We start from the raw sequence: 21,078 nt of genomic DNA on the forward strand, positions 1-21,078 counted from the left end.
GGTTTTCCGTATTTTTTCGTTTTATCCGCCCAGATAGGCCTTGCGGATGGTGTCGCTCTCCAGCAGCTCCTCCGCCCGCTCCCGGGCGATATGCTCCTCCCGGGCGAACCGGGGAAAGTGCAGTATGCTCCCCACCAGGCCGTAGCGCATGGAGTCGTTCATGGCCACCATCAGGTTTTCCGCCACGGTCAGGTCGCCGAACAGACGGATATTCTGAAAGGTCCGGGCGATGCCGGCCCTATTCACCTAGTCTGTGGTCATGCTGTGGGTGCCCTTGCCGTCCAGCACAATGGCGCCCGCTGTGGGCTGGTATACCTTTTCTCAAAAAACGCCCTTTCTTTTGTAGCCGCCGAAGCGGCGGCTGTCTCACCGCGCCGGGGCGGGCGACAGGAAGAAAATGGGAAATTCGTTTATTTTTCCTTATAATACAACCGGCAGTGGCAGTACCCCTCGAAATTCGGGTCTGCGATCTGCTCCTTAAACTCCTTGCACATACATTTGTTTTCCGGTGTCCGCTGTAACCGACACGGACAATACCCACCTGTGCGCTGCAGTCCCTCCCGGATGGACTGCACTACCTCCGGATCCGAATTGAGTCGTACTTTCATTGCAATATCCTCCCTGTAAATTCGTGTTTTATGCGCTTATTATGTCCCCATTATATACCCAACTTTCACCAAAAGTCTACGCCGTTGTCCGGCTTTTTTAAGCCGGACAACGGCGCGCTAAATGTTTTCGCTATTCAAATATCCAAAAGCTCGATCTTGTGCGTTAGTTTTCCTCCGGCTGCAGCGCCTTGTCAAACAGCGCCTCTACCTCCGCGCTGGGCTTCTTGCTCAGCAGGGAAGCCACAATAGCCGCGACCATGCTGGCGGCGAAGGCGGGGATGATCTCATAGATCCCAGTGCCGGACAGGAACGCCAGCCACAGGCCGTCCACAGCCGCACCCACAACGATACCGGCCACGGCGCCTGCAAAGGTGAACCGCTTCCAGAACAGGCTCAGCAGGATGACCGGGCCAAAGGCCGCGCCGAACACGCCCCAGGCATTGGACACCAGAGACATAATGCTGCCGGAGTCGGGGTTGGAGGCGATAAGCAGAGCCACCACGGAAATGATCAGCACCACAATACGCCCGGCCCACATCATCTCCTTGTCGCTGGCCTTGCCCTTGCGGAAAACGGGCTTATACACATCGCTGGCAAAAGCGCTGGCAGCCATAAGCAGCTGGGAGTCCGCCGTGGACATAGACGCAGCCAGCACCGCCGACAGCAGCAGACCGGAAATGACACCCGGGAAGATCTTGCGCACCATGGTGATAAACACCAGGGAGTGACCGTTGATGGACTCGTCATAGCCCAGGAACAGACGGCCGATGATACCTACCGCCGCGGCAAAGATGACGATCAGAACCGTCCAGGAAATGCCGATCTTGGCGGACTTCTTCAGGCTCTTCTGGGACTCCAGGCACATGAAGCGAATGATAATGTGGGGCATACCGAAGTAGCCCAGGCCCCAGCCCAGGCCGGAGACGATGTCCTTCCAGCTGCTGAAGGCATTAAAATAGTTGGGGGTGTCTACCGGGTGAACGCCCGCGCCCTGGAGCATGAACAGGGCAAAAATCGGTGCAATGAGCAGCGCGCCCAGCATCAGCATGCCCTGGAAGAAGTCCGTCCAGCAGACGGCGGAGAAGCCGCCCAGGAAGGTATAGGCAATGATAATGAGGGAGGCCAGATACATAGCCGCCGTCTCGTCCATACCGATAACGGTGTTAAACAGGGTGCCGCAGGCCTTCACGCTGGAGGCGGCGTACACGGTATAGGCCACCAGGAAGATCACCGCGCAGATGATCTGCAGGGCCTTGGACTTGGAGAGGAAGCGGTTGGTCAGATACTGGGGAATGGTGATGGAGTCGTTGGCCACGATGGAGAACCGCCGCAGCCGGGGGGCCTCGGCGAGCCAGCTGATGGTGTAGCCGATGGCCAGACCCACGGAGATCCATACCTGGCCCAGACCCAGGGCGTAAATGGAGGTGGGCAGGCCCATGAGCACCCAGGCGCTCATATCGGAGGCGCCGGCCGACAGCGCCGTGACCCAGGGACCCATCTGCCGGCCGCCCAGGAAATAGGTTTTCTCGCCGCCATCGCGATTCTTAAAGAAGAAATAGATGCCGATGGACAGCATAAATACCAAATAAACTATAAATACAACGATTTCACTGATTTTCATGGTTTTCCCTCCTACAGGATAAGTCACACTAACAAGGGCCAGTATAACACAAAAAACAGTAGAACAAAATACAGAATCATGTATAGAATGCAGTCTATACAAATAGGAAGTTATTTTCTAATTTTATGCCAAAAAACTTACTAAATTTCTGATTATCTTTTCATAAGTTGGTAAATGCCGATATATCCCGTATTTTAGGGCTTTATCGGTATTTTCTTTTTGGAAGATACCTTGCATAAGCTGGCATTTACCAGCATGAAAATGCAACCAAAAGTAGTAAATGAGTAGTAAATATAAGCTCCGATATTAACAAGCCAGTCTTTCCAGTTCTGCTTTTGCAGATTGAAATGTACCGTGTGCATAATAGCCAAGTGTCATGGTTATGTTAGCGTGTCCCATAAGATATTGCAGGGTGTTTGGGTTCATTCCTCTGTTTGCCATATTCGTACAGTAAGTATGTCGGAATGAATGTGGTGTGATGTTCGGTAACTTGTCCGTGTGATACTTGTTATACTTCTTAATTAGTCCTCGCACCATGCCCTCATAGTTTCCTGCAACTTTAGGTAAGCCCTCACGGTTCAAGAATAGGAAATTGCTATAACCACCTACAATCAACGGTTGTGCCTTTCCTCTGTTCTTTAGTATTCTTTGGATTGCTTGATAAGCCCGTTCTGTCAATGGAAGTTCTCGTTTTCCGTTTTTGGTCTTTGGCGTTTCAATATAGTAGCCGATTTCGCTGTCTTTCAATAACTGGTGGTCTATATTGAGTATTCTGTTCTGCATATCAATATGCGTCGTTAGTCCGCAAAATTCAGAAATACGAAGTCCCGTTTCCAGCAGAAGCACAACCTCATCATAATACTTGCTGTAAATCTTATCCTTTTCCATAAAGGCAAGCAGGCGTTCTTCCTGCTCTGGTGTAAGGATAACTTTCTGCTCCGTATCATCTTCCAGAACATCACTTAGCTTAAATTCAAACGGGTTCTTTCTGATACAGTCGTCTTGTATCGCCATGTAAAATGACGCTTTCAAGGAACGCTTGTAGTTATCAATCGTTTTATAGGCGTATCCTTTTTCGCTCATTCTGATAGCCCATTCTTTAGCGTCCGACTGCTTAACAGTATCAATCGCCCTCATACCCAATGGGTCATTTTTCAGAGCGTTCATAAGATACTGTCGTCCTTTTTCAGTAGCCCTCTTGATGTTCTTTCTTTGGCTGTTCTTCTTGTCGTAGAGCTGGCAGACTGTCATTTTACCGCCTGCTGTATCGATACCGTCGTTAAGGTCTTTTTTAATCTGTGTTTCTTTTTCCCTCAACGATATATCATCACGCTTTCCAGCAGGTGTCTTGTCTGTCGGTACAAGTTTCCAAGAATAGATAAATTGTGGCTTTCCGTATATATCGGTATATTTATAAACGTATCTTCCGTCTTTTCGCTGGCTCTCTCCATTACGCAAATTGCGATTTTTACTGTCTTTTCGTTTTACATTAGACATAGTGTAAAGCTCCTTTCCGTCATGGAACGAGCCGTGATACGCTATATTTATTATACCATATCTACGGCTCAATGACATTAGATTTCGTCCAATGTATCTATGATTTTTTCAAATTGTTTTCGCTTAATCTGAATACGGTTGCCGTTCACGATAACCCAGCCAGCGTCAAGATTTTCTTCGGCTAATTTACGCAATTTCTTTTCGCCAATGCGGAAGTATTTGGACGCTTCTTCAACCGTCAGCGTATATTTTTCCCAAATAGGCACATCAGTATTGTTCATAATCTATGCACCCCCCTTTACTGTGTGTCGTTTTTTACAAGCAGGCAGACGGCTTTGGAAAGCTCCATTAGTATCTCAACTATTCCCATTCTTGTGGGCAGAACCGCACCATGCGGACGTATCATTATTCTGTGAGGATAGGTCGTGGCAAAACAACTTTTCCAACAGTCGCTCTCGGATCACTGCGTGGGTCGCTCGCTTTCTTTTGAAAAGGTCGTGGCGTACAGTCCCCGTGGCTCGCCATCTCACAAACGTATCTGTCTGCTTTATTCAGTTGTCAAAGAGCTGTGGTGAAAGCGTGTTGCTTTCATATAAAAGCAGGTGGCAGAGCAGGAAAGAGGGGGATATTAAATCATGCTCCGCTAAAAACTGCTTATTCTTCTGGTTCTAAGTCCATATCTTCAATATCAAAACCTAAAATCATTTTGATAAGTGCTTCTCTGATACGTCCTTTTAATTCCATATCTACAACGATATAAACATTGCCGTATTCATCATAAAGTGAACGCAAACAGCACTTTGATATGTAAGGGTCATAAAATGCCAGTAATTTTTCAATCGCTTTTTCGTTTCCGTCCATAGCTGATGAAATCAAGTAATAAGACGGTTTCTTAAATAACTGTTTCATTTTCTAATGTTCCTCCTTGAGTATTTTTTTCATAGTTTCCAAAGCGTGATGTCGGTTTCTAAATACACCGCTTTGCGTGATTTTCTGCAAGTTGGCAATTTCACTTTCTGTCATTTCCAAGAAGTAATACATCAACAGAGTATTGCGTTTTCTTTCTGGAAGTTTCTTCAAGGCTTCTGCCAATTCATCATCAAGGACACGAATATCAATGCCACATACTGAAAAGATTGTATAATCTGTTTCGTAGTCGTCCCAAACAGCCATTTTATCAACAAGGACATCTGGCAATTCGCTGAAAGATATTTCTTTATTCTTACGACGGTTTAATTCCTTGTAATAATCTTTCACGACACTACGGACAACTTTCTTTAAACAACTTTCAAAACGACATTGAACTGTTTTCTGGAAGTCAGACGGTTTCATCAATCTCACCTCCTTTCCTTTATGATTTGAAAAGTGTTTATCCCTCTTTCCGCACCATATAAGGACAGCTAGGTGTGATTTAATGACCTCTTTTGAAAAATTTTTTAAATTTTTTCGGGTATGAAAAAAGCCCGCACAAAACATATAGTCTGTACGAGCCTTTAAAGCTAAAACATAGTAATATTGTATCATTAAGAATCACAAATCACAAGTGATTTGTGATTAATCACTTGTGATTTGTGATAAGTGATTTGTGATTAATATATAAAAGCCCTCTTTAAAGGGCTTTTATGTTTATTGTTAGGCTTTAAGCCTGTTCAGCACAGTGGAGTTTCTCAGAAGAGAAACGGAACTTTGATGAACAAATAAACCACCGGCTAGGCCGGTGAGTCAGCATTGCTTAAGCTTACAGTAAAAAACCTCCAGTGATATAATTATGTTGGTTCGCCAACCACATAAAATCAAAGGAGGTTATCCAAATGGATATAAACAGTTTAGCACATACGAAATGGAATTGTAAGTATCATATTGTTTTTGCACCAAAATATAGAAGAAAAGTAGCGTATGGGAAGATGAAACAGGATATTGCGAATATTTTAAGTATGCTATGCAAAAGAAAAGGTGTAGAAATAGTAGAGGCAGAGATATGCCCAGACCATGTGCATATGCTTGTAAAGATACCACCAAGTTTAAGTGTTTCAAGTTTTGTAGGGCATTTGAAAGGAAAAAGTACACTTATGATCTTCGAACGCCATGCAAATTTAAAATACAAATATGGAAATCGCCATTTCTGGTGCAGAGGATATTACGTAGATACTGTAGGGAAAAATGCAAAGAAGATACAAGAATATATTCAAAATCAATTACAAAATGATTTAGAGTATGATCAGATGACACTAAAAGAATATATTGACCCGTTTACGGGTGAGCCAGTAAACCTAAATAAATAAAATAAGCCCCATAGGGCTTGATAAGTAAATGACGGTACAGTTGGCGAACCAAATTCGATGAGTCTTTAGACTTAGCGTCGGTAATAAGCCCTTATAGGGCTAGTACAAACCACCGGCTAAGCCGGTGGTTTTGATTTTGAAAAAGAGATAAAATCAATATATCCCTTTTCCCCAATTTTTACAACGGCATTGTAGGGCTTTTTCTCTTTGTTTTTGATTCCTTTTACCAGGGTTTCTTTTCCCTCCAGTAATTCTTTTACATTCGTTTTGGTTAGTTTTTTCTTTCTAAAATGTTCAGCTAAAGTAAACTTACATTCAGGATAATTTGAACAACCATAAAACGATTTTTTTAATACAATATTGTTGCCACACTTAGGACATTTTCCTACAAGGGGTCCCGAGCGCTTAGTGGGAATTTGTACCCCTTATCGATACAAATTCCCCGTAGGCGCTAGGGACCTCTTTAGCTTCTTGGAAGCTGTCAGTAGTATATCTAATAATTTATCTCCATTCCCTTTAGTAACGTGTAACTTTCCAAATTTAAAAAAGCGACTCATAGAATTATTTCCTCCCGTTAAATAATAGATAACTATTAAAAATAGACAATACTTGCTCATAAGTAATGGTACTTAAATTGTTTACTTTGGCGTGTTTCATTGCTTGATGAAACTGATTTTTAGTAAACAGTTGACGATATTCTCGATTGACCCATTTTGAAACAAAGTACGTATATAGCTTCCAATATTTATCTGGAACATCTGTGGTATGGCGGGTAAGTTTTATTAAGACACTGTTTACTTTTGGTTTAGGATGAAAGCATTCCGCTGGCAGCTTAAGCAATTGCTGAATCGAGACTTGAGTGTGCAAGAGCAACCCTAGTGTTCGGTGAATATCCAAGGTACGCTTGTAGAATCCTTCTTCAACAATCAGATAGATGTCAGACGCACGGCTTTCAAAAACCACTTTTTTAATAATTTGTGTGCTTAAATGGTAAGGAATATTCCCAACAATTTTATACCTCTGTTTGTTAGGGAATTGAAACTGTAGAATATCTTGGTGAATTAAAGTGACACGAGTATTCAGTTTTAATTTTTCTGACGATAAGTTGAATAGATGACTGTCTAATTCAATAGACGTTACCTGTTTACTTATTTTAGCCAGTTTCGTCGTTAAATGCCCTTTACCTGTTCCAATTTCGTAAACGGTATCGGTTTCTTTTAAATTCAATTGTTTTATTATTTGGTTGAGTACTTTTTCACTCGTTAAAAAGTTTTGAGAATATTTTATATTTTTGTTCATGTAATCACTCCTGAAGTGATTACATCTGTAAATAAATACAGAAGTTAAACGATTTGTTTGTAATTTTAGTTATCTGTTTAAAAAGTCATAAGATTAGTCACTGGTAGGAATTAATCTAACGTATTTATTTATCTGCGTAATCACTGTTTTTAGTCTGTTTCAAAACAGTAGATGTTTTATCTACATTACGCATTTGGAATACCAACATGACGAATCCCTCCTTCTTAATTACAAATTTTTAGCATCTAATTTAACTTCAATTCCTATTATACAAAATTTTAAGATAACAGTCAAGAACATATCTGCACAAGTTGTAGATATACCATAAATGCTGATAATCAACATGATTACGCTTACCATCAAATAAGTAAGTGTTTCTTGCTTATTAAAATTATCCATAGTACAACGTGAATTCCAGAGAAAAAGAGAAATCGCACCAAGAATAATACTTAAAACAAAAATGACATTTCTTTTTTTACTGTCACGGAACATTTTCTTTTCATTTTGTTTGTCAAAATAAAGAAAATCACGTATCGTCATTTTACTTATTCTTCTTAATAGATTAAGCAAAACCAAAACATAAATAGTTAAAAAATAAATTATCAATAGTCCAATAGAAACGAAATTCAAAGAAATAAAGAGAGTTTTTGGAATACCCAGTAAGTTTACAATTACTAACGACACAAACTGGCTGAATAAAAAGCCAATAGGAATAGCTAATACAAATGCTAAAATTCCCAACAGTATATTTTCAATTACAACTAAGTGGGCAATTTCTTTTTTCTTAATGCCAAGAAGCATATATGTTCCTAATTCTTTACTTCTTTTTTCAAACATAAATTTCGTTGTATAGTTGATCAAAAAGCATATCACAAAAATAATAAGAATATTTACAGCGAACAATGAATTCTTAAATGCATCCATACTGGAACATAACTTTACAATTTCATCAGAATTTGCCACCAAATTAAAAGCAAATATAAGAGAAAAGGATGCAGTAACGGTTATCAGATAAATCAAATAATCTTTAATATTTCTTTTTGTATTTCTATACGCTAACTTACCTAACATTTCCCACTTCACCTCCGAGCAAGGTTAATATATCCAGTATTTCATTGAAGAAATCTTTTCTGCTTTTTTCCCCTCTGAAAATTTCATTGAATATTTTACCGTCTTTCAAGAACAAAATACGTTCACAGAAAGACGCACTAAACGGGTCATGTGTTACCATTAAAATAGTAGCCTGCATTTTCTTGTTGATTTCAGACATTGTTTCCAGTAATAATCTGGAAGCTTTTGAGTCCAAAGCTCCCGTCGGTTCATCAGCTAAAATCAGTTTCGGTTCATTGATTAAGGCTCTAGCACAAGCACAACGCTGTTTTTGTCCGCCAGAAACTTCATAAGGAAATTTCGATAAAATATCACGAATACCCAATTTATCGGCGATAGCATGAACTCTTTTCTCAATATCAGTAGGGTTCTGTTTGTTGATAACCAATGATAAAGAAATGTTTTCTCCAATCGTTAAAGTATCTAAAAGGTTGAAATCTTGAAAAATGAACCCTAAATTTTCACGTCTGAAATCAGCAAAATCTTTATCCTTGATTTTGGTAATATCTTGATTATTGACTGTAATGTGTCCGCTGGTTACAGTATCAATCGTAGAGATACAGTTTAATAGGGTAGTCTTTCCAGAACCACTAGCTCCCATGATTGCGACAAATTCGCCCTTATCTACATACATAGAAATACCGTCTACTGCCTTTGTGATATTTCCAGAGTTACCCCCGTAGTATTTTTTTACTTGCTCTAAATTTAAAATGTGTTCCATTAAAAATCGCTCCTTTCTTCCTGCCACATTTATTTGTTTTGGAATACAATTAAATTATAGCAAGGGCAGTATTCAATTACACTTACAGTTTTGAAAGTAAACAGAGAGTAAAAGAGCCGTGATAATGCAGATCACAATTTTGTGAAGCATTTCCACGACCCTTTTATTATAATTTTGCCTTTGTCTTTTTCGTAATGATATAAATATATTCTTCTGGTGTAGGGCGTTTATTCCCAAAATACTTTTTGAAATTTGCCTGCACCTCTGGGTCGGTGCTATTCATAGCTTCATCAATCGTAGCTTCAATATCCGCCCGAACATCAGCCAATGATACACCGCCAGCTTTTGCACCAGCTTTCAATGCCTTTTTTATATCTCTTTTGTTCAGTCCTATCATATTCATACCTCAATTCTACTTTTTAAAGCTAATAAGTTTTCCATTGTATTTTACAATGATGAATATGATATAAAACACTCCTACAACAATCAAAATAAGACCTATGTAATAGCCTAATTCAGAATGAGAGATTAAATTGATAATCGGCATAACAAGAATACCAATACTAACCAGTAAAGTGCCTATTCCTATTTTTTTTGTAAACACCTTTTTATCTTTAGGGTCAAGTTGTGTATAATGATAACCATGTAATAAAGTAATATTCTCTTTTATACCTATTTGATAAGATGTAAAAAGTAAAAACAATCCTATAACTATTTCAACAATCAATTCCTCTAATTCCATAATCGTTCTCTCCTTTAATCAAAATAAAATAATTCTTCAAATTTTTTATCTAAAGCTATACAAAGCACTAATGCCAATTTTGCTGTTGGATTAAATTGTCCAGTTTCAATAGAACTAACTGTATTCCGAGAAACCCCGACTAGTTCAGCTAATTCTGTTTGTGATAATTTTTTTTCTTTTCGTACAGTTTTTAATCTGTTTCGCAAAATTAAATGTTCGTCCATTCTATAAACCTACCATTAAAAATTTATAAAAGTAATACCCCATAAATAGAAAAAAGAATAAAGCAATAACAAATTTGGATTTATTTTTTGAAATATGTGCTTCATAACCCATAGAGCCAAATGCCACAGACCCAATAATTGTCATTATGTCATAGTAAGGTTCTTTACAAACTGCTTTAATGAAAAGAATTAAAATGCAGATAAATAAAACAAACATTAAGCCAAAAGATTTCCCTTGAAGTTTAATATGTTTTTCGTATTCATCAAGATATAGATTCTCTTTTTTGTTTTGTGATAGTATTTTTTCTTTATCCATTATATAACGCTCCCTTCAAATAATACCAAGTACACTTGTCATTTATATTATAGCATTCGGTCATTACAAGTCAATATTTTTGCACAGTTTTCTTGTCGTTTTGTAAAAAGCGTGCAAATCTGATAGGAAATGCACGCTATATCATTTATCCTACAATCTTCCAGTTACTATCCTTATGTAGCACAAGCTCATACTGCGATACCTGCGTCGCTTTTGTCTGATTATCAATGAATTTTACCGCAACCTTGACTTTCACATTGTCGCCGTCCTTTATAAAGATAGGGTTTACCAGTTCAGAATAAAGGTAGTCCCTGCCGATAGGTTCAATCACATTTCCCAATACATAGTAAGCAAGCTCTTTTTCCGTCGCTGTTGGGTACAGCTTAAAGAATGTTTCCAGAAAAGCGGTAGCGTCATTTACCGTATCAGCGTCCACGCTTGCGTCTGCTTCTGGTGTCTTAGGCTCATAGTCTGATTTTTCAACTGCTGGTGCAAGGGTAGGGTTTTGAACGATTACCATATCCCCGTCTGCGTCCACATAGACTTTTACAGTATAGGTTGCTTTCACATTGCTTGTCTGTTCTCCCTCTTTTATCTGCTGATCTACTTCGTAGGTAGCAGAAAAAGTGTCCGCTCCCGATTGCTCGATATGCCATACAATCACATCTGTAACCGTGGAGCTGGTCGGTATATCGGTTCTAATGGTGTCTACATTTAAGTCCTGCAATTCCTTTGTCAGATAACCGCTGATTGCCTGCGTCCTTGCTTCGATAGCTTCTTTGCTGTTATCCCATGTGTAATAGGACTTCGCAAAGTTTTTCACGAAATTTTCTATCCCGTTGGTGTCCTGCAAGCAAAGTTCAATGATTTCTTTTTCATGGGTGGTGTGCTGGTCGATAGCCGTAAAATTCTTATACACCCCAAAGCTCACGCTTGCGACAAGCACCACCCACAACGCAATCACGGTTTCTTATGTGTGCCTACCTTGACAGTACGCACCTTTTTTTCTTTTGGTTCTTTGATAGTTTCTGTCTGTTTCTTATTCTTCTTAAACATATTTTTCAAGTCCTTTCTATTGTTTTACTCGTCCTGCACCGATTAAGTGCTGTTGCCAGTAACTACTACTTAGGTCTGCATATCCTATCGGGTCGCCTGCGTGGTACATCTGTGTCGGCGAAACAAGAATACCGACGTGTGTTACATACGAACCAGCGTTATAGGTGGAATGGAAAAACACCAAATCGCCTGCTTTTGCCTGCGAGAGTGGCAGATGTTGGGTTGCGTCATACTGTGCTTGTGCTGTTCTCGGTAAGGAGATACCAGCTTTTCCATAGCACCATTGCGTCAATCCCGAACAATCAAAGGAAGTATTCGGGTTACTGCCACCATACACATACTTCCAGCCTTGATATTTCAACGCTTCATTCATTACCTTTTGTGCCAGTTCTCCCGATACCTGCGGAACTGCTAAATACTGATTGACTACTTCCACATAGAACATATTTCCATAGCCATACCGCCAGCCCCCATTCTTAGCAACGGCTATCGGGTTGGTGTAGGTTACTTTCTTTCCACCCGATTTCTCACGGGCGAAGCTCTCTGCAAGATTAAAAGTGTGTTTTTTTCCTTTTCCTGCCACATATCCCACATAGCCACCGCCATAGTTATAAGACTGTATCGCTACATTCAAGTCGTCGATACCTTGATTTTTGCAGGAAGAAAGCAGGGACGCAAAATACTTACACCCCTGCTTGATTGAGCTTTCCGTATCTAAGGAATTAGGCGGTAAACCAAGACTTTCCGAACTCTGCATAACATCTTCTGCCGTACCGCCACTTTCTACTTGAATGATAGCAAGTAACACATTGACATACTCGGAGATACCGTTTTCTCTGGCGTATTTTTCTACCATAGGCTGATGTTTCAAGACTTCTGCGGATAGGTTCATACCCGTAATGCCAGAAGAAAAATTGCTGTTCTCGTCGTCGCTGTCCGCACTAATGAGGACGCCAAAGAAAAGCACCAGAGAAAAGAGGATAGGAAACAGACTGCCAATGATAGCGATATGTTTCAGTTTCATTTTTTCTTCTGTCCTTTCTTCGTTACAAGGTTACGGGTTTTCTCTATGGTCTGCTGGTTCTTCTGGACGCTCTGGGTCTGCTGAACCTTTATCCTGCGGTCTTTGGTGTCATTCTGGCGTGTTTCCTGCGATACCACTTTTTCTACATTCTGCCTATGTACTGTCTGTGTAGGCTGGGGTGCTTTCTTATCAGAAGCACCAGAAGATAACGGACGCTCTTTGATAACATTTGTCTTGACTGGCTCACTTGCTTTTGAAGTGGTCGCTGTGGCAGGACGTTTGACTTCCTGTGTTTTTTCCGCACTCGGCTTTGAAGCTGTGGCTGGTCGCTCATGGGGACGGGTAGCTCCCGTTGTCGCTGATCCGTCAGCCTTTCGCTGTACCTGCCTTGCTTCTTGTGCCTTTTGAAGCTCCATACGCTTGTCAGCGATATTTTTCTTATGCTGTTCCTGCTTTTCCAATCGTCCCGTCTGTCTGGACTGCTGTTCCTGCACCATGCCACGCTTAAAGTCAGACACGCTGGACTTTGCCTTTTCCTTTGCGGAATACACCGCATAAGCGGTCTGTGTCGGCATATCCTTGATATTCTCTTTGACAGCGTTTGCCTTGTCTTTCACTTTATTTTTCGTATCTAAGACAGCACCCACCTTTGAGCCTGCACGCTGTCCCATGCTGGAAGTGGTATTGCCCCGATTTTCTTTAGAAGCTGTATTTTTTCTTTCAGCTCGTTTTCCAGCAACGGCACTTCCAGCCACCGCACCAGCGACACCGCCCGAAATACCGCCAGCACTTACCGCCCTTGCAATACGGTGTTCCATACGCCTAGCCCGATGTCGCATAAACAGATACGGTCTGCGGAATATGCGTCGTCCCATGCTTTGACTGTCGCCAGCATTAAGTGAGAACATACTCATTAAGTCGCCCAGCTTCATGTAGATACCAGCGAAACATACTATCTGCAAGAACGCCACCATAAAGAATGGGTAGTCTGTGGAAATGTTGTAAAACATACTGGAAATACTAAATGCCACCGTTACAATGAGCGTTATTCCTGCCCGTGTCATTATGGTATTAAATACTCTCACGATTGCCTGCTTTGCCATGCTTTCATAGCTCGGTATCATGGAAAGTAAAAAACTGATAGGTAAAAACATTGCAAAGATAATAAAAAGTATCTGGCTGAACAACATCATGCCCGTAAGCAAGAATACAAATATCGTGATACCCAAGTTAAAGAACAAGAGGAAGAACACCATACCCAAACGGTTCACGACCTGCGGTATTGTCAGATTGTTATTGTCGTTGTCCTCGATTTCTGTTTTCACGACTTCCTCTCTGGTTTTCCCGTCCTCGTCCTCTGGACTTGCCGATACGAGAGCTTCTACACGGTCTGTCCCGATTTCTTCTGCGTTGCTGTTCCCGAATTGAAGCAAGAGCCACGGCTGTTCCACTTGAATAGAAAATAGGCTGTCCCGTATCAAGTCCACGCTGTCCTTACCCTCGCTGTCGGAGTTAGGGAGCATGATTTTTGTTCCCAAATCCAAAGAAGCGGTACTGATGTCTGATGAAAATTCATTTATCTTCTTGATATAGTCGGGAGCATAAGCAATAAATGAAGCGGACAGCACGAACACCACCACAAAGTTGATAACAGCGTGAAGTGCTTTGCTGGTTTCCCGTTTTATCAGTCCCGTATAAGCAACGTACATTCCCACCACTAAGATAATGAGAAGCAGGAAACCAACATAGAAGCCCGTAGAAGAAAAGCCGTTCTCGGTAACGCCTGCAAGGGTCTGTATGCTCTTTCCGATACTGTCTGCCATATCATTGATGAAGTCCAGCTTATAGGCTTCCTGCACCACATAGCCCGTAGCATTGCTTAAATAAAGACTGATAGTCCAGACAAAGTTGGTAATGCAGTACAGCCCGTATTGTACCGATTTTCCGATACCGTCGAGCCAGTTCCACGGAAGCCACGACCAGCTATTATCGACGAAAAAATCAAGCTGGTAGTTGGAAAGGGGATATTTTGAATAAAGATTTTCTGCGTTTATGGTATCGTCTACAAGCCCCGTCGCATGAGCCACCGTCCCCAAAAGTGAAAGCAGGATAAGGGAGAGTGCCACCACGAACAGAGCCATTTTGAGAAAGTGGAAAATCTTCTTTTTTGTGAACACACCTTTTATCCTTTCTTTCATCACTCCACCTCATTTCTCTGTACGGGCGGTCTGGTATCAAAGGCGTGTAGCAGTTCTTCAAAGACTGGGTGTATCTGCACCACACCGACACGCCCGTATAAGTCCTGCAATAAGCATTGTCCGTTCTCCAAATCACGCAAGCGTTTCTGGTTGTTCTCATCGTCCTTGTCGATACCGAAAAACTCTAAGGTCTGCTTTATCTCGTTTATATCCGTGCTTCTAAATGCAAACTTTAAGCCGATATTGTTTTTCAGACTTTCCTTTGACACGTCATAGGCAGACTGGGTAACGAAATAAACGCCTGCCTGCATAGCTCGCCCAGCACGAACCAGCTTATTTGATAAGGTTTCTCCTTGTGCCACATTTAAGAACGCCCACGCTTCGTCTAAATCGACAATCTTAAAAATGCTTCTGTCCGAATGGATAAAATCAAGGGCAAAGGTACTAATCACAATCAGCATAGACACAGACAACAATTCAATGGTCGTGTATTCTTCAAAAGTGGTATCTTTATCTGGCAGTACAAGGTCGGCTACTTGAATGATATTGAGCTGATTATCCAGACTGATAGCATTTTCTACCGTACCGTCTGAAAACAGCAGGTGTGCAAAGTCGTAGTCCGTGAAGCTGTCGATATGGTCTGCGATATTTCTTGATATGGGCGTATCTTCACGGCGTAGCTCGTCTATCACATGGAGCAAGCCCCGACTGTCGCTCTGGGTAACGGAGCGTACTGCCTTACGAAGTACGGGGAATTTTTCGCCGTCCCTTGAAGAAATACCCGTAAGGAATGTTAAGATGTCGATTGCCAGACTTTCAGCGTCTTTTACATTCTTCATAATCACAAACGGGTCAAGAAGCCCTGCATTGTCCTTATCGCTGGTAAGATTTACGATATTGATTTCATGTGCAATCTCTGGGAGCGTTTCTTTCCAGTTACCACGCTCACTTTTAGGGTCTAACAGAAGTGCTTGACCGCCAAACAGCACCGCATAATATACCAGAAGATTGTTACAGAACGATTTCCCACCGCCAAGCGAACCGACAAAAGCAGACGCTAAAGCGTTGGTAACTGTACCTTTTACACCTTGACTGGCAAGGGACGGTTGCAGGTACACATTTCTTCCCGTATCAACAGAATAGCCCATATAGATACCCGTAGTTTCTCCTAACTGCTGTGTCGCACCAAAGCCAAGCCCAGCTAAAAAATCTGATTTTACATACTGCACATAGTCATTGATATATCGCTTGCTGGCTGGTAAAAATTCAGAATGAAGCCCCAGCATATCCCCAGCAGGACGCACCAGCTTTACATTGAGGTCGTCGTAAAAGTCCTTGACTTCATCACAACGGCGTTTCAGCTCGTCAAGATCGGGTGCAGACACCCGTATGACGTAGCTTAACTTATACATACTTTCTTTTGTCTGGTCTAAATCAGTTTCCAGCTCGTCCACGCTGTCTAAAGCGTCCACCACATTTGAGCTGGTTTCACTTCCTGCTTGATAGGCGTGATTATCAAGGTCTTTCAGTTCCTTTTTTCTTGTTGCGGACGGTCGTTAATGCTTTCCGATTTTCCACGATTTCTACATTCATGCTCGTATCAACGGGGAATGTGAATTGCTGTTGCTGGAAATAGAAGATTTCAGACGACGGAAAATCAAGCTCTCCTACAATCGCATTGACGGTAAAATAGGACACATAGCTTTCCTTGTCCTCATGTTCCAATCGTAAATACCGCTGGCTTTCCTCAATCACACACCTTGTCGGGACGGATAAGGTCGTAGTATTTTATCAGCGTCTCTTTGTTCAATTTTTTTCTTTGGTAGCTGGTACTCATAATCTTCATAAGCGATACCGTCCCTGCCGTAAAGATGTTCCATGAGATACCCAAAATCATGGATTTCCAAGCGACGCACCTTAAAGCGACGGGAGATTTTATTTTCCAGTAACTTTTTCCATTTTTATGTAACGGTTGATTTCATCATTCGGCATGGAAACAAAATCATTCATCAGCGTGTGGTTCACTTCATGGAGAAATTCTGTGAACGTCAGCCACACCGATTTTTTGATGTTCTTCAGATTGAGCTGTTCTTCCGTAACCATGAGCTTAAAGCCAAGAAAAAAGCGGTAGTCCACTTGATTGTCCCCAATCATAGATACTAACGCTTCGGTCTGTTCGTCTATCTTCTGATAGGCAACTTCCTTTAATTTTCCAGTTACCAGTTTCTTTGACTGCTCCTGCATACTGCGGATTGAGCTTTCTGTGGCAATCTGCAAGGCATGAATTTTACCCTCACGGGACTGTGCAATGAGCTGGCGAAAACTGTCATGCACGATAAATTTCTGCTCTGCGGATAAGAAAGAATAGTTGTACGGTATCAGCTCATAGTAAGCGAACACCTCATTGTCCTTGTTCCAGACAAGGTTATTGTCAATATATTTTATCGGGAACATAGTTCACACTCCTTACTGCCGTGATTGTTTCATTCAAGGTCTGCTTATGCAGTTTTACGGCTTTTCCTGCATAAGTGATTTTAGGTCGCAGGGCATAGGTTATCTGTGATTTCAAAAAGCTGTACGGCTTCTTTCCGTCAAAAGTTTTCTGCGACATAAACCAAGTGAGAGCAACGGGAATACCAAAATATTTGAGAAATGCTCCCTCAATCATGGAAAGTGGGGGAATATCCCCAAACAGAATGATGAGAAATTCCGTAATCACAAACCATGTAATCTGTGTAAAAGTAACGGGAAAGGGTAAGTTAAAGTCATTGATTGCATACAAGACTTTTTCCACGTTCCAGATACCCGTGTAGCTTTTAATCTTTTTCAAGTTCTTTCAGCTCCTTTCGTAAGTTTCTAAATAGAAAAGGACAGCCATGTTTCAGACTGTCCCTTAAAAGAGAAATACGCTGTCAGTAGCAACAATGCTTGTCGCTGATCTTCCAGCGTTAATATGGTATCTCGCACATACCTCGGCTTGTTTCAATAAAGCAACCGCCCATATCCAAATCTCGCCCGTAGGCTTCATAGTCAATGTAGTTCTGTAAGCTGGGTGGAATGTCGCCAAGTGCCTGCAATTCGTCTATGTAGTAGTAGGCAACGTCTGTCATGGTTTCACAGTCGGGATAATAATAAATATCGTCCTTATGTTCCACGACTTCTTCCAGCGTCCCATAGTGGCTGATAAATTCGTCCAGACACTCTACAATATAGTCGGGAAGTTCCTCTATCATTTCATACATCTCATTGAGTTCTTCAATGGAAACATACTCGCCAATCGCAATGGGAAAGTTGTCGGTATCATGGATAGCGTATTCCTCATACTGTTCATTCAAGCCGATTTTTTCTTTTCACATCTTCCTCGTCAATGGGGGAACGTGAACCAAGCACCGACTAAATAGCCCTCATTGTATTTGCCAAGATTAGCAATATAAACCGCCATATCATCAATCATAAGCACCACCTCATTTCCTACTCTGGCAGTTCAAAGATACCGTGTTCTGTTACTAAAAATTTCCCGTGTTCCTGCAAGTGAGAAGCGTAGGCTTCAAAGTCAAAGTAGTATTCTTGACAGTCCTCGGATAAATGCTTGAACATCGGGTCGTTCATCAGCTTTTGCCTTGCAACATCTATCATGCTTTTACAGTCGGGATAAACAATAATCACGTTCCTGCAAATATAAAGTGCTTCTAAATTTTCAAACACCGTAAGTAGTGATACATATTCTTCCTGCATATCACTTGAAAGCTGGCGGTACATAAAATCTAATTCGTTGAGCTGGTACACGCTGGTGTGTTCGTGGACTTCATCAGCATAAGGCAACACCTTTTCGATAATACGATAATCCCCACTTTCTGCACCGATACCTAACTTTTTCTTCAAACTCGGCAACATCTATCGGCAGGTCGAACCAGTATGATATTGTTTCTTCGCCAGTTGTTCCTCTCGTTTCCACCAGCACCCTTGTTTCCTGCATTGTTCCTCACGTCCTTTCTGTTGCTTCATCACATCTTTTAAGCTCTGGTACGACATACCAAACACATACTTTGAAAAATCTTCTAACTGTTTTATATCATAATTCGTAAGCGGTAATCGCTTCATTTCATGCCACACTTTACGCTTGTAAGAGGGCAGGTTAGAAATATAATCACAGCCGACGTTTGCTTCGCATATCCTTAAAAAATATCGCTCATTTCATCACTCCAATCTGATTTTAGGTAAGAAAAAAGCAGTCAATCCTAAGACTAACTGCTTTATGTATATGGATATAATTTGATTAAGTTTTAAAACCAGTTTGTTTTTTCATCTCTAAATTGAGGGTTATCGCTGTGTTGATATGGATTATAGTTATTCAGATTGCAACCATATTCTTTTAATGATTTGATTTTGTTATCTTCTGTCCATTCAATTAAGGAAATACCGTCAAATTCTTCAACGCTTCCCGTATTCATTTCATTTTTAAAATACCATTCTACGACAGTTTGATTTTCTTTATGAAAGAACTGTTTAATATCCCAAATAATGACTTTACCACGAGTATTCCATTCATTAAACCAATGTTTTACTGTTTTAAGATTTTCATATTTAGGACACCAGCTTTCCGTATAAACAACATCTTCTGTAAAAATTTTATCTATTCCTAAGTCTTGCTGTTTCAACCACATATCAAACCATAAACGAATAATTTTTTTCTCTCTCATTCAAAATAGAACACCTCGATTACTTCTTTTTTCACATTATAGCACCCATACATCAGCCCCACAATAAAATTTTATGCACCGATAATCTTATTGAACAGCTCTAACAGTACATCTTTCACACCGCCAGCATTGAATACCAAGCCGACAGCAATCAAGGCAACTACCAAGAAACCGATAAGTTTTGAAAACTCACGCTTGAACCCTAAGTAGATACCGATAACCACAATCGACATAAGCACTAAGCTCTGTGCGTTGCTTAAAAACCATTGATACAAATTTTGCCCGAAATTCATGTTATTTGTCCTCGCTTTCTTTTAATTTCTTCATTTCATAGTCAGCTCCTTTGCCAACACTTAAAATACACATCAAGGCTACGCCGATACCCGTTCCAACAGATACCAGCAGGAAGTCTTTCAATAATTCCCACATTTTTTCATCACTCCTAACTTTCTACTAAATCTTTTGCAGGGGTCGTCTGCTGTTTGATTATCATTTCATGCTTTTCTGTGAGCTTTGCCTCGCTGTTCGATAGTTTTCATGTAGTCTGTTCCGTTTCCCTTATCAATCCTTTTCAGCATTTTCAAGGTCGGTGCTACCTGCCGTTGTACCCACCGCAATGTACGGTCTAAGGTGTAAGGCTCTGGCTTTGTCGTCAGCTTCAAGCTCTGTCTGTTATCGCCGATAAACCACGCCCAGCGGTCATTGAGTTTCCAGTCATTTTTTCGCTTGTCTGCTTCTTCATCAACAAACCGCACATACTGGTTGATGATAGAAAAGGCAGTCTGCTCTGCGTCATAATAGGTCAGCAAATCTCGTACTGCATAATAGGCACGTTCATTTCTAAGCCGTATCTCAAAACGGTTGATAATGTCGGCTTCTTCCAGCGGTGTCCCTAACTTGACGTACTGCTCATAGTCCTTTTCATAGATACAGAAATACACATCTGATTTTAGCGAACCAAGATAAAGGGTGCGTCCCATATATTCTCTGTCGTCCTCTCTATGCTTGATAAGCTCGCCCGACTGATAAAACTTATAACTTCTGGACTTTCCGATATATTCCCGTTTCCTGCATTTTTCCGCAAGCTCTGGAATATCCAAAATACCCGTATGGTCGTTGATAGCAAGGTCGATACGCTTCATCACGCCACCGTCTATGAGTGCGTCCATGAGAAAGTCATACCAACTTCTTTGTTGTGCCAGCAGGTAACTTTCAAACTGTCGGCAACCACGCCCCCTTTAACTCTAAAAGGACACCTTTTTTCTTCGTCAGCCGACGTATAGATAAAGATGTCCCCTAAAGAATAATGCTCCGTATAACTGTAATGTCCGTAATCTTCATGGAGCATATAATTGATATTCAGTTTTAATATATCTTTGATGATGTGCTGTATATCCAGCGTGGGAAAACGAATTTTCACATAATCAAACAGCATGGTAAGCGGTACTTCTGGATTGAACCTTGCCAGTTCCTTATGCAGAGTTTCCAGAAGTTCCTTTGACGGCTTCATTTTTCCACTTTCTATCTTGTTGAAATATTCCCTTGTGATACCAGAAGCCACCGCCAGCCTGCCTTGTGAGATACCGTAAGCAATCCGTTTCTCCCGTAATTCTTTTATCCGTTGTTCTTCATTCAGAACCATACCCCCCCAATCTGTAAAGTGTGAAGTTTTTTAAGGCG

The 21,078-nt window shown here is 41.2% G+C and carries 23 protein-coding genes and 7 pseudogenes; 1 reads left to right on the forward strand and 29 read right to left on the reverse strand.

The features are described 5' to 3' along the window. Positions 1-21: 21 nt before the first annotated feature. From KI236_RS11255 to KI236_RS11285, 7 genes are all read right to left on the reverse strand, one after another. A complete protein-coding gene (locus KI236_RS11255; RefSeq protein WP_212821941.1) occupies positions 22-246 on the reverse strand; it encodes an ATP-binding cassette domain-containing protein in 225 nt (74 codons plus the stop codon). A 164-nt stretch (positions 247-410) separates the two neighbouring features. After that, entirely contained in the window at positions 411-608 is a 198-nt protein-coding gene (locus KI236_RS11260; RefSeq protein WP_212821942.1) for a ferredoxin-thioredoxin reductase catalytic domain-containing protein, read from the reverse strand. Positions 609-771: 163 nt separating this feature from the next. Further along, complete coding sequence (locus tag KI236_RS11265) at positions 772-2,229, reverse strand: sodium/proline symporter (protein ID WP_212821945.1); 1,458 nt, start codon at positions 2,227-2,229, stop codon at positions 772-774. Positions 2,230-2,535: 306 nt separating this feature from the next. Then, a complete protein-coding gene (locus KI236_RS11270) occupies positions 2,536-3,726 on the reverse strand; it encodes a site-specific integrase (protein WP_003062094.1) in 1,191 nt (396 codons plus the stop codon). A 77-nt stretch (positions 3,727-3,803) separates the two neighbouring features. After that, on the reverse strand, positions 3,804-4,007 hold the full coding sequence (locus tag KI236_RS11275) for an excisionase (RefSeq protein ID WP_002322728.1): 204 nt from the start codon (positions 4,005-4,007) through the stop codon (positions 3,804-3,806). Between the two features lie 373 nt (positions 4,008-4,380). Next, entirely contained in the window at positions 4,381-4,635 is a 255-nt protein-coding gene (locus tag KI236_RS11280; protein ID WP_002322727.1) for a helix-turn-helix domain-containing protein, read from the reverse strand. A gap of 3 nt (positions 4,636-4,638) precedes the next feature. Continuing rightward, on the reverse strand, positions 4,639-5,058 hold the full coding sequence (locus tag KI236_RS11285; protein WP_003061815.1) for an RNA polymerase sigma factor: 420 nt from the start codon (positions 5,056-5,058) through the stop codon (positions 4,639-4,641). A gap of 479 nt (positions 5,059-5,537) precedes the next feature. Between KI236_RS11285 and tnpA the strand changes: the two genes are divergently transcribed. Then, the gene (gene tnpA, locus KI236_RS11290; protein WP_118107999.1) at positions 5,538-6,008 is read left to right on the forward strand and encodes an IS200/IS605 family transposase; all 471 of its coding nucleotides are present in this window, start codon (positions 5,538-5,540) and stop codon (positions 6,006-6,008) included. Between the two features lie 116 nt (positions 6,009-6,124). On the opposite strand, the pseudogene KI236_RS11295 reads toward tnpA, so the two are convergent. The 22 genes and pseudogenes from KI236_RS11295 to KI236_RS12370 all read right to left on the reverse strand — a co-directional run. Continuing rightward, positions 6,125-6,400 (reverse strand): annotated as a pseudogene (locus tag KI236_RS11295) (topoisomerase DNA-binding C4 zinc finger domain-containing protein); the annotation flags it as partial. Between the two features lie 169 nt (positions 6,401-6,569). After that, positions 6,570-7,307, reverse strand: a complete 738-nt coding sequence (gene erm(B), locus KI236_RS11300) for a 23S rRNA (adenine(2058)-N(6))-methyltransferase Erm(B) (protein WP_001038795.1) — start codon at positions 7,305-7,307, stop codon at positions 6,570-6,572. Between the two features lie 124 nt (positions 7,308-7,431). Further along, positions 7,432-7,515, reverse strand: coding sequence for a 23S rRNA methyltransferase attenuation leader peptide (locus tag KI236_RS11305; protein ID WP_001814874.1), 84 nt, complete (start codon positions 7,513-7,515; stop codon positions 7,432-7,434). Between the two features lie 68 nt (positions 7,516-7,583). After that, positions 7,584-8,378, reverse strand: a pseudogene (locus KI236_RS11310) (FtsX-like permease family protein); the annotation flags it as partial. Continuing rightward, positions 8,368-9,138, reverse strand: a complete 771-nt coding sequence (locus KI236_RS11315) for an ABC transporter ATP-binding protein (RefSeq protein WP_003061398.1) — start codon at positions 9,136-9,138, stop codon at positions 8,368-8,370. The pseudogene KI236_RS11310 and the gene KI236_RS11315, both read right to left, overlap by 11 nt. A 166-nt stretch (positions 9,139-9,304) precedes the next feature. Next, positions 9,305-9,535, reverse strand: a complete 231-nt coding sequence (locus KI236_RS11320; protein ID WP_003060191.1) for a hypothetical protein — start codon at positions 9,533-9,535, stop codon at positions 9,305-9,307. A 15-nt stretch (positions 9,536-9,550) separates the two neighbouring features. Next, a complete protein-coding gene (locus KI236_RS11325) occupies positions 9,551-9,880 on the reverse strand; it encodes a DUF3784 domain-containing protein (protein WP_003061243.1) in 330 nt (109 codons plus the stop codon). A gap of 14 nt (positions 9,881-9,894) precedes the next feature. Beyond that, entirely contained in the window at positions 9,895-10,104 is a 210-nt protein-coding gene (locus KI236_RS11330; protein ID WP_007286202.1) for a helix-turn-helix transcriptional regulator, read from the reverse strand. Position 10,105: 1 nt separating this feature from the next. After that, positions 10,106-10,420 carry a DUF6442 family protein gene (locus KI236_RS11335; RefSeq protein WP_003061887.1) on the reverse strand — a complete coding sequence of 105 codons (315 nt, stop codon included), beginning with the start codon at positions 10,418-10,420 and terminating at the stop codon, positions 10,106-10,108. A gap of 145 nt (positions 10,421-10,565) precedes the next feature. After that, positions 10,566-11,476: pseudogene (locus tag KI236_RS11340) on the reverse strand (conjugal transfer protein). Between the two features lie 16 nt (positions 11,477-11,492). Next, a complete protein-coding gene (locus KI236_RS11345) occupies positions 11,493-12,500 on the reverse strand; it encodes a bifunctional lytic transglycosylase/C40 family peptidase (protein WP_003059774.1) in 1,008 nt (335 codons plus the stop codon). Further along, entirely contained in the window at positions 12,497-14,698 is a 2,202-nt protein-coding gene (locus KI236_RS11350) for a CD3337/EF1877 family mobilome membrane protein (RefSeq protein WP_212821952.1), read from the reverse strand. The genes KI236_RS11345 and KI236_RS11350 overlap by 4 nt, the downstream gene beginning before the upstream one ends. Further along, positions 14,698-17,152, reverse strand: a pseudogene (tcpF, locus tag KI236_RS11355) (conjugal transfer ATPase TcpF). Before tcpF ends, KI236_RS11350 begins: the two are co-directional and overlap by 1 nt. Beyond that, positions 17,130-17,528, reverse strand: a complete 399-nt coding sequence (locus tag KI236_RS11360; protein WP_010723729.1) for a conjugal transfer protein — start codon at positions 17,526-17,528, stop codon at positions 17,130-17,132. Before KI236_RS11360 ends, tcpF begins: the two are co-directional and overlap by 23 nt. 118 nt (positions 17,529-17,646) lie before the next feature. Further along, positions 17,647-18,152: pseudogene (locus KI236_RS11365) on the reverse strand (antirestriction protein ArdA). Positions 18,153-18,169: 17 nt separating this feature from the next. After that, positions 18,170-18,674 (reverse strand): annotated as a pseudogene (locus tag KI236_RS11370) (antirestriction protein ArdA). After that, positions 18,593-18,891, reverse strand: a pseudogene (locus KI236_RS11375) (hypothetical protein). The pseudogenes KI236_RS11370 and KI236_RS11375 overlap by 82 nt, the downstream one beginning before the upstream one ends. Positions 18,892-18,981: 90 nt before the next feature. Then, positions 18,982-19,398, reverse strand: a complete 417-nt coding sequence (locus tag KI236_RS11380) for a nuclear transport factor 2 family protein (RefSeq protein WP_212821954.1) — start codon at positions 19,396-19,398, stop codon at positions 18,982-18,984. 71 nt (positions 19,399-19,469) lie between these two features. After that, positions 19,470-19,691, reverse strand: coding sequence for a hypothetical protein (locus KI236_RS11385; RefSeq protein WP_003060793.1), 222 nt, complete (start codon positions 19,689-19,691; stop codon positions 19,470-19,472). Between the two features lies 1 nt (position 19,692). Next, on the reverse strand, positions 19,693-19,827 hold the full coding sequence (locus KI236_RS11390; RefSeq protein ID WP_003061156.1) for a DUF3789 domain-containing protein: 135 nt from the start codon (positions 19,825-19,827) through the stop codon (positions 19,693-19,695). 65 nt (positions 19,828-19,892) lie between these two features. Continuing rightward, entirely contained in the window at positions 19,893-20,603 is a 711-nt protein-coding gene (locus tag KI236_RS12365; RefSeq protein WP_408059068.1) for a replication initiation factor domain-containing protein, read from the reverse strand. Beyond that, a complete protein-coding gene (locus tag KI236_RS12370; protein WP_408059065.1) occupies positions 20,552-21,040 on the reverse strand; it encodes a helix-turn-helix domain-containing protein in 489 nt (162 codons plus the stop codon). Before KI236_RS12370 ends, KI236_RS12365 begins: the two co-directional genes overlap by 52 nt. Positions 21,041-21,078 lie beyond the last annotated feature (38 nt).

Origin of the sequence: Vescimonas fastidiosa, assembly GCF_018326305.1 — a bacterium.
Classification (GTDB): domain Bacteria; phylum Bacillota; class Clostridia; order Oscillospirales; family Oscillospiraceae; genus Vescimonas; species Vescimonas fastidiosa.

Excerpts from the sequence above, each read along its gene's own strand:
- KI236_RS11380 (WP_212821954.1), bottom strand. The coding sequence starts at position 19,398 with ATGAGAGAGAAAAAAATTATTCGTTTATGGTTTGATATGTGGTTGAAA.
- KI236_RS11390 (WP_003061156.1), bottom strand. The coding sequence starts at position 19,827 with ATGTGGGAATTATTGAAAGACTTCCTGCTGGTATCTGTTGGAACGGGT.
- KI236_RS11280 (WP_002322727.1), bottom strand. The coding sequence starts at position 4,635 with ATGAAACAGTTATTTAAGAAACCGTCTTATTACTTGATTTCATCAGCT.
- KI236_RS11325 (WP_003061243.1), bottom strand. The coding sequence starts at position 9,880 with ATGGAATTAGAGGAATTGATTGTTGAAATAGTTATAGGATTGTTTTTA.
- KI236_RS11350 (WP_212821952.1), bottom strand. The coding sequence starts at position 14,698 with ATGAAAGAAAGGATAAAAGGTGTGTTCACAAAAAAGAAGATTTTCCAC.
- KI236_RS11385 (WP_003060793.1), bottom strand. The coding sequence starts at position 19,691 with ATGAATTTCGGGCAAAATTTGTATCAATGGTTTTTAAGCAACGCACAG.
- tnpA (WP_118107999.1), top strand. The coding sequence starts at position 5,538 with ATGGATATAAACAGTTTAGCACATACGAAATGGAATTGTAAGTATCAT.
- KI236_RS11275 (WP_002322728.1), bottom strand. The coding sequence starts at position 4,007 with ATGAACAATACTGATGTGCCTATTTGGGAAAAATATACGCTGACGGTT.
- KI236_RS11305 (WP_001814874.1), bottom strand. The coding sequence starts at position 7,515 with ATGTTGGTATTCCAAATGCGTAATGTAGATAAAACATCTACTGTTTTG.
- KI236_RS11285 (WP_003061815.1), bottom strand. The coding sequence starts at position 5,058 with ATGAAACCGTCTGACTTCCAGAAAACAGTTCAATGTCGTTTTGAAAGT.
- KI236_RS11320 (WP_003060191.1), bottom strand. The coding sequence starts at position 9,535 with ATGATAGGACTGAACAAAAGAGATATAAAAAAGGCATTGAAAGCTGGT.
- KI236_RS11330 (WP_007286202.1), bottom strand. The coding sequence starts at position 10,104 with ATGGACGAACATTTAATTTTGCGAAACAGATTAAAAACTGTACGAAAA.
- KI236_RS11260 (WP_212821942.1), bottom strand. The coding sequence starts at position 608 with ATGAAAGTACGACTCAATTCGGATCCGGAGGTAGTGCAGTCCATCCGG.
- KI236_RS11265 (WP_212821945.1), bottom strand. The coding sequence starts at position 2,229 with ATGAAAATCAGTGAAATCGTTGTATTTATAGTTTATTTGGTATTTATG.
- KI236_RS11335 (WP_003061887.1), bottom strand. The coding sequence starts at position 10,420 with ATGGATAAAGAAAAAATACTATCACAAAACAAAAAAGAGAATCTATAT.
- KI236_RS11345 (WP_003059774.1), bottom strand. The coding sequence starts at position 12,500 with ATGAAACTGAAACATATCGCTATCATTGGCAGTCTGTTTCCTATCCTC.
- KI236_RS12370 (WP_408059065.1), bottom strand. The coding sequence starts at position 21,040 with ATGGTTCTGAATGAAGAACAACGGATAAAAGAATTACGGGAGAAACGG.
- KI236_RS11315 (WP_003061398.1), bottom strand. The coding sequence starts at position 9,138 with ATGGAACACATTTTAAATTTAGAGCAAGTAAAAAAATACTACGGGGGT.
- KI236_RS11270 (WP_003062094.1), bottom strand. The coding sequence starts at position 3,726 with ATGTCTAATGTAAAACGAAAAGACAGTAAAAATCGCAATTTGCGTAAT.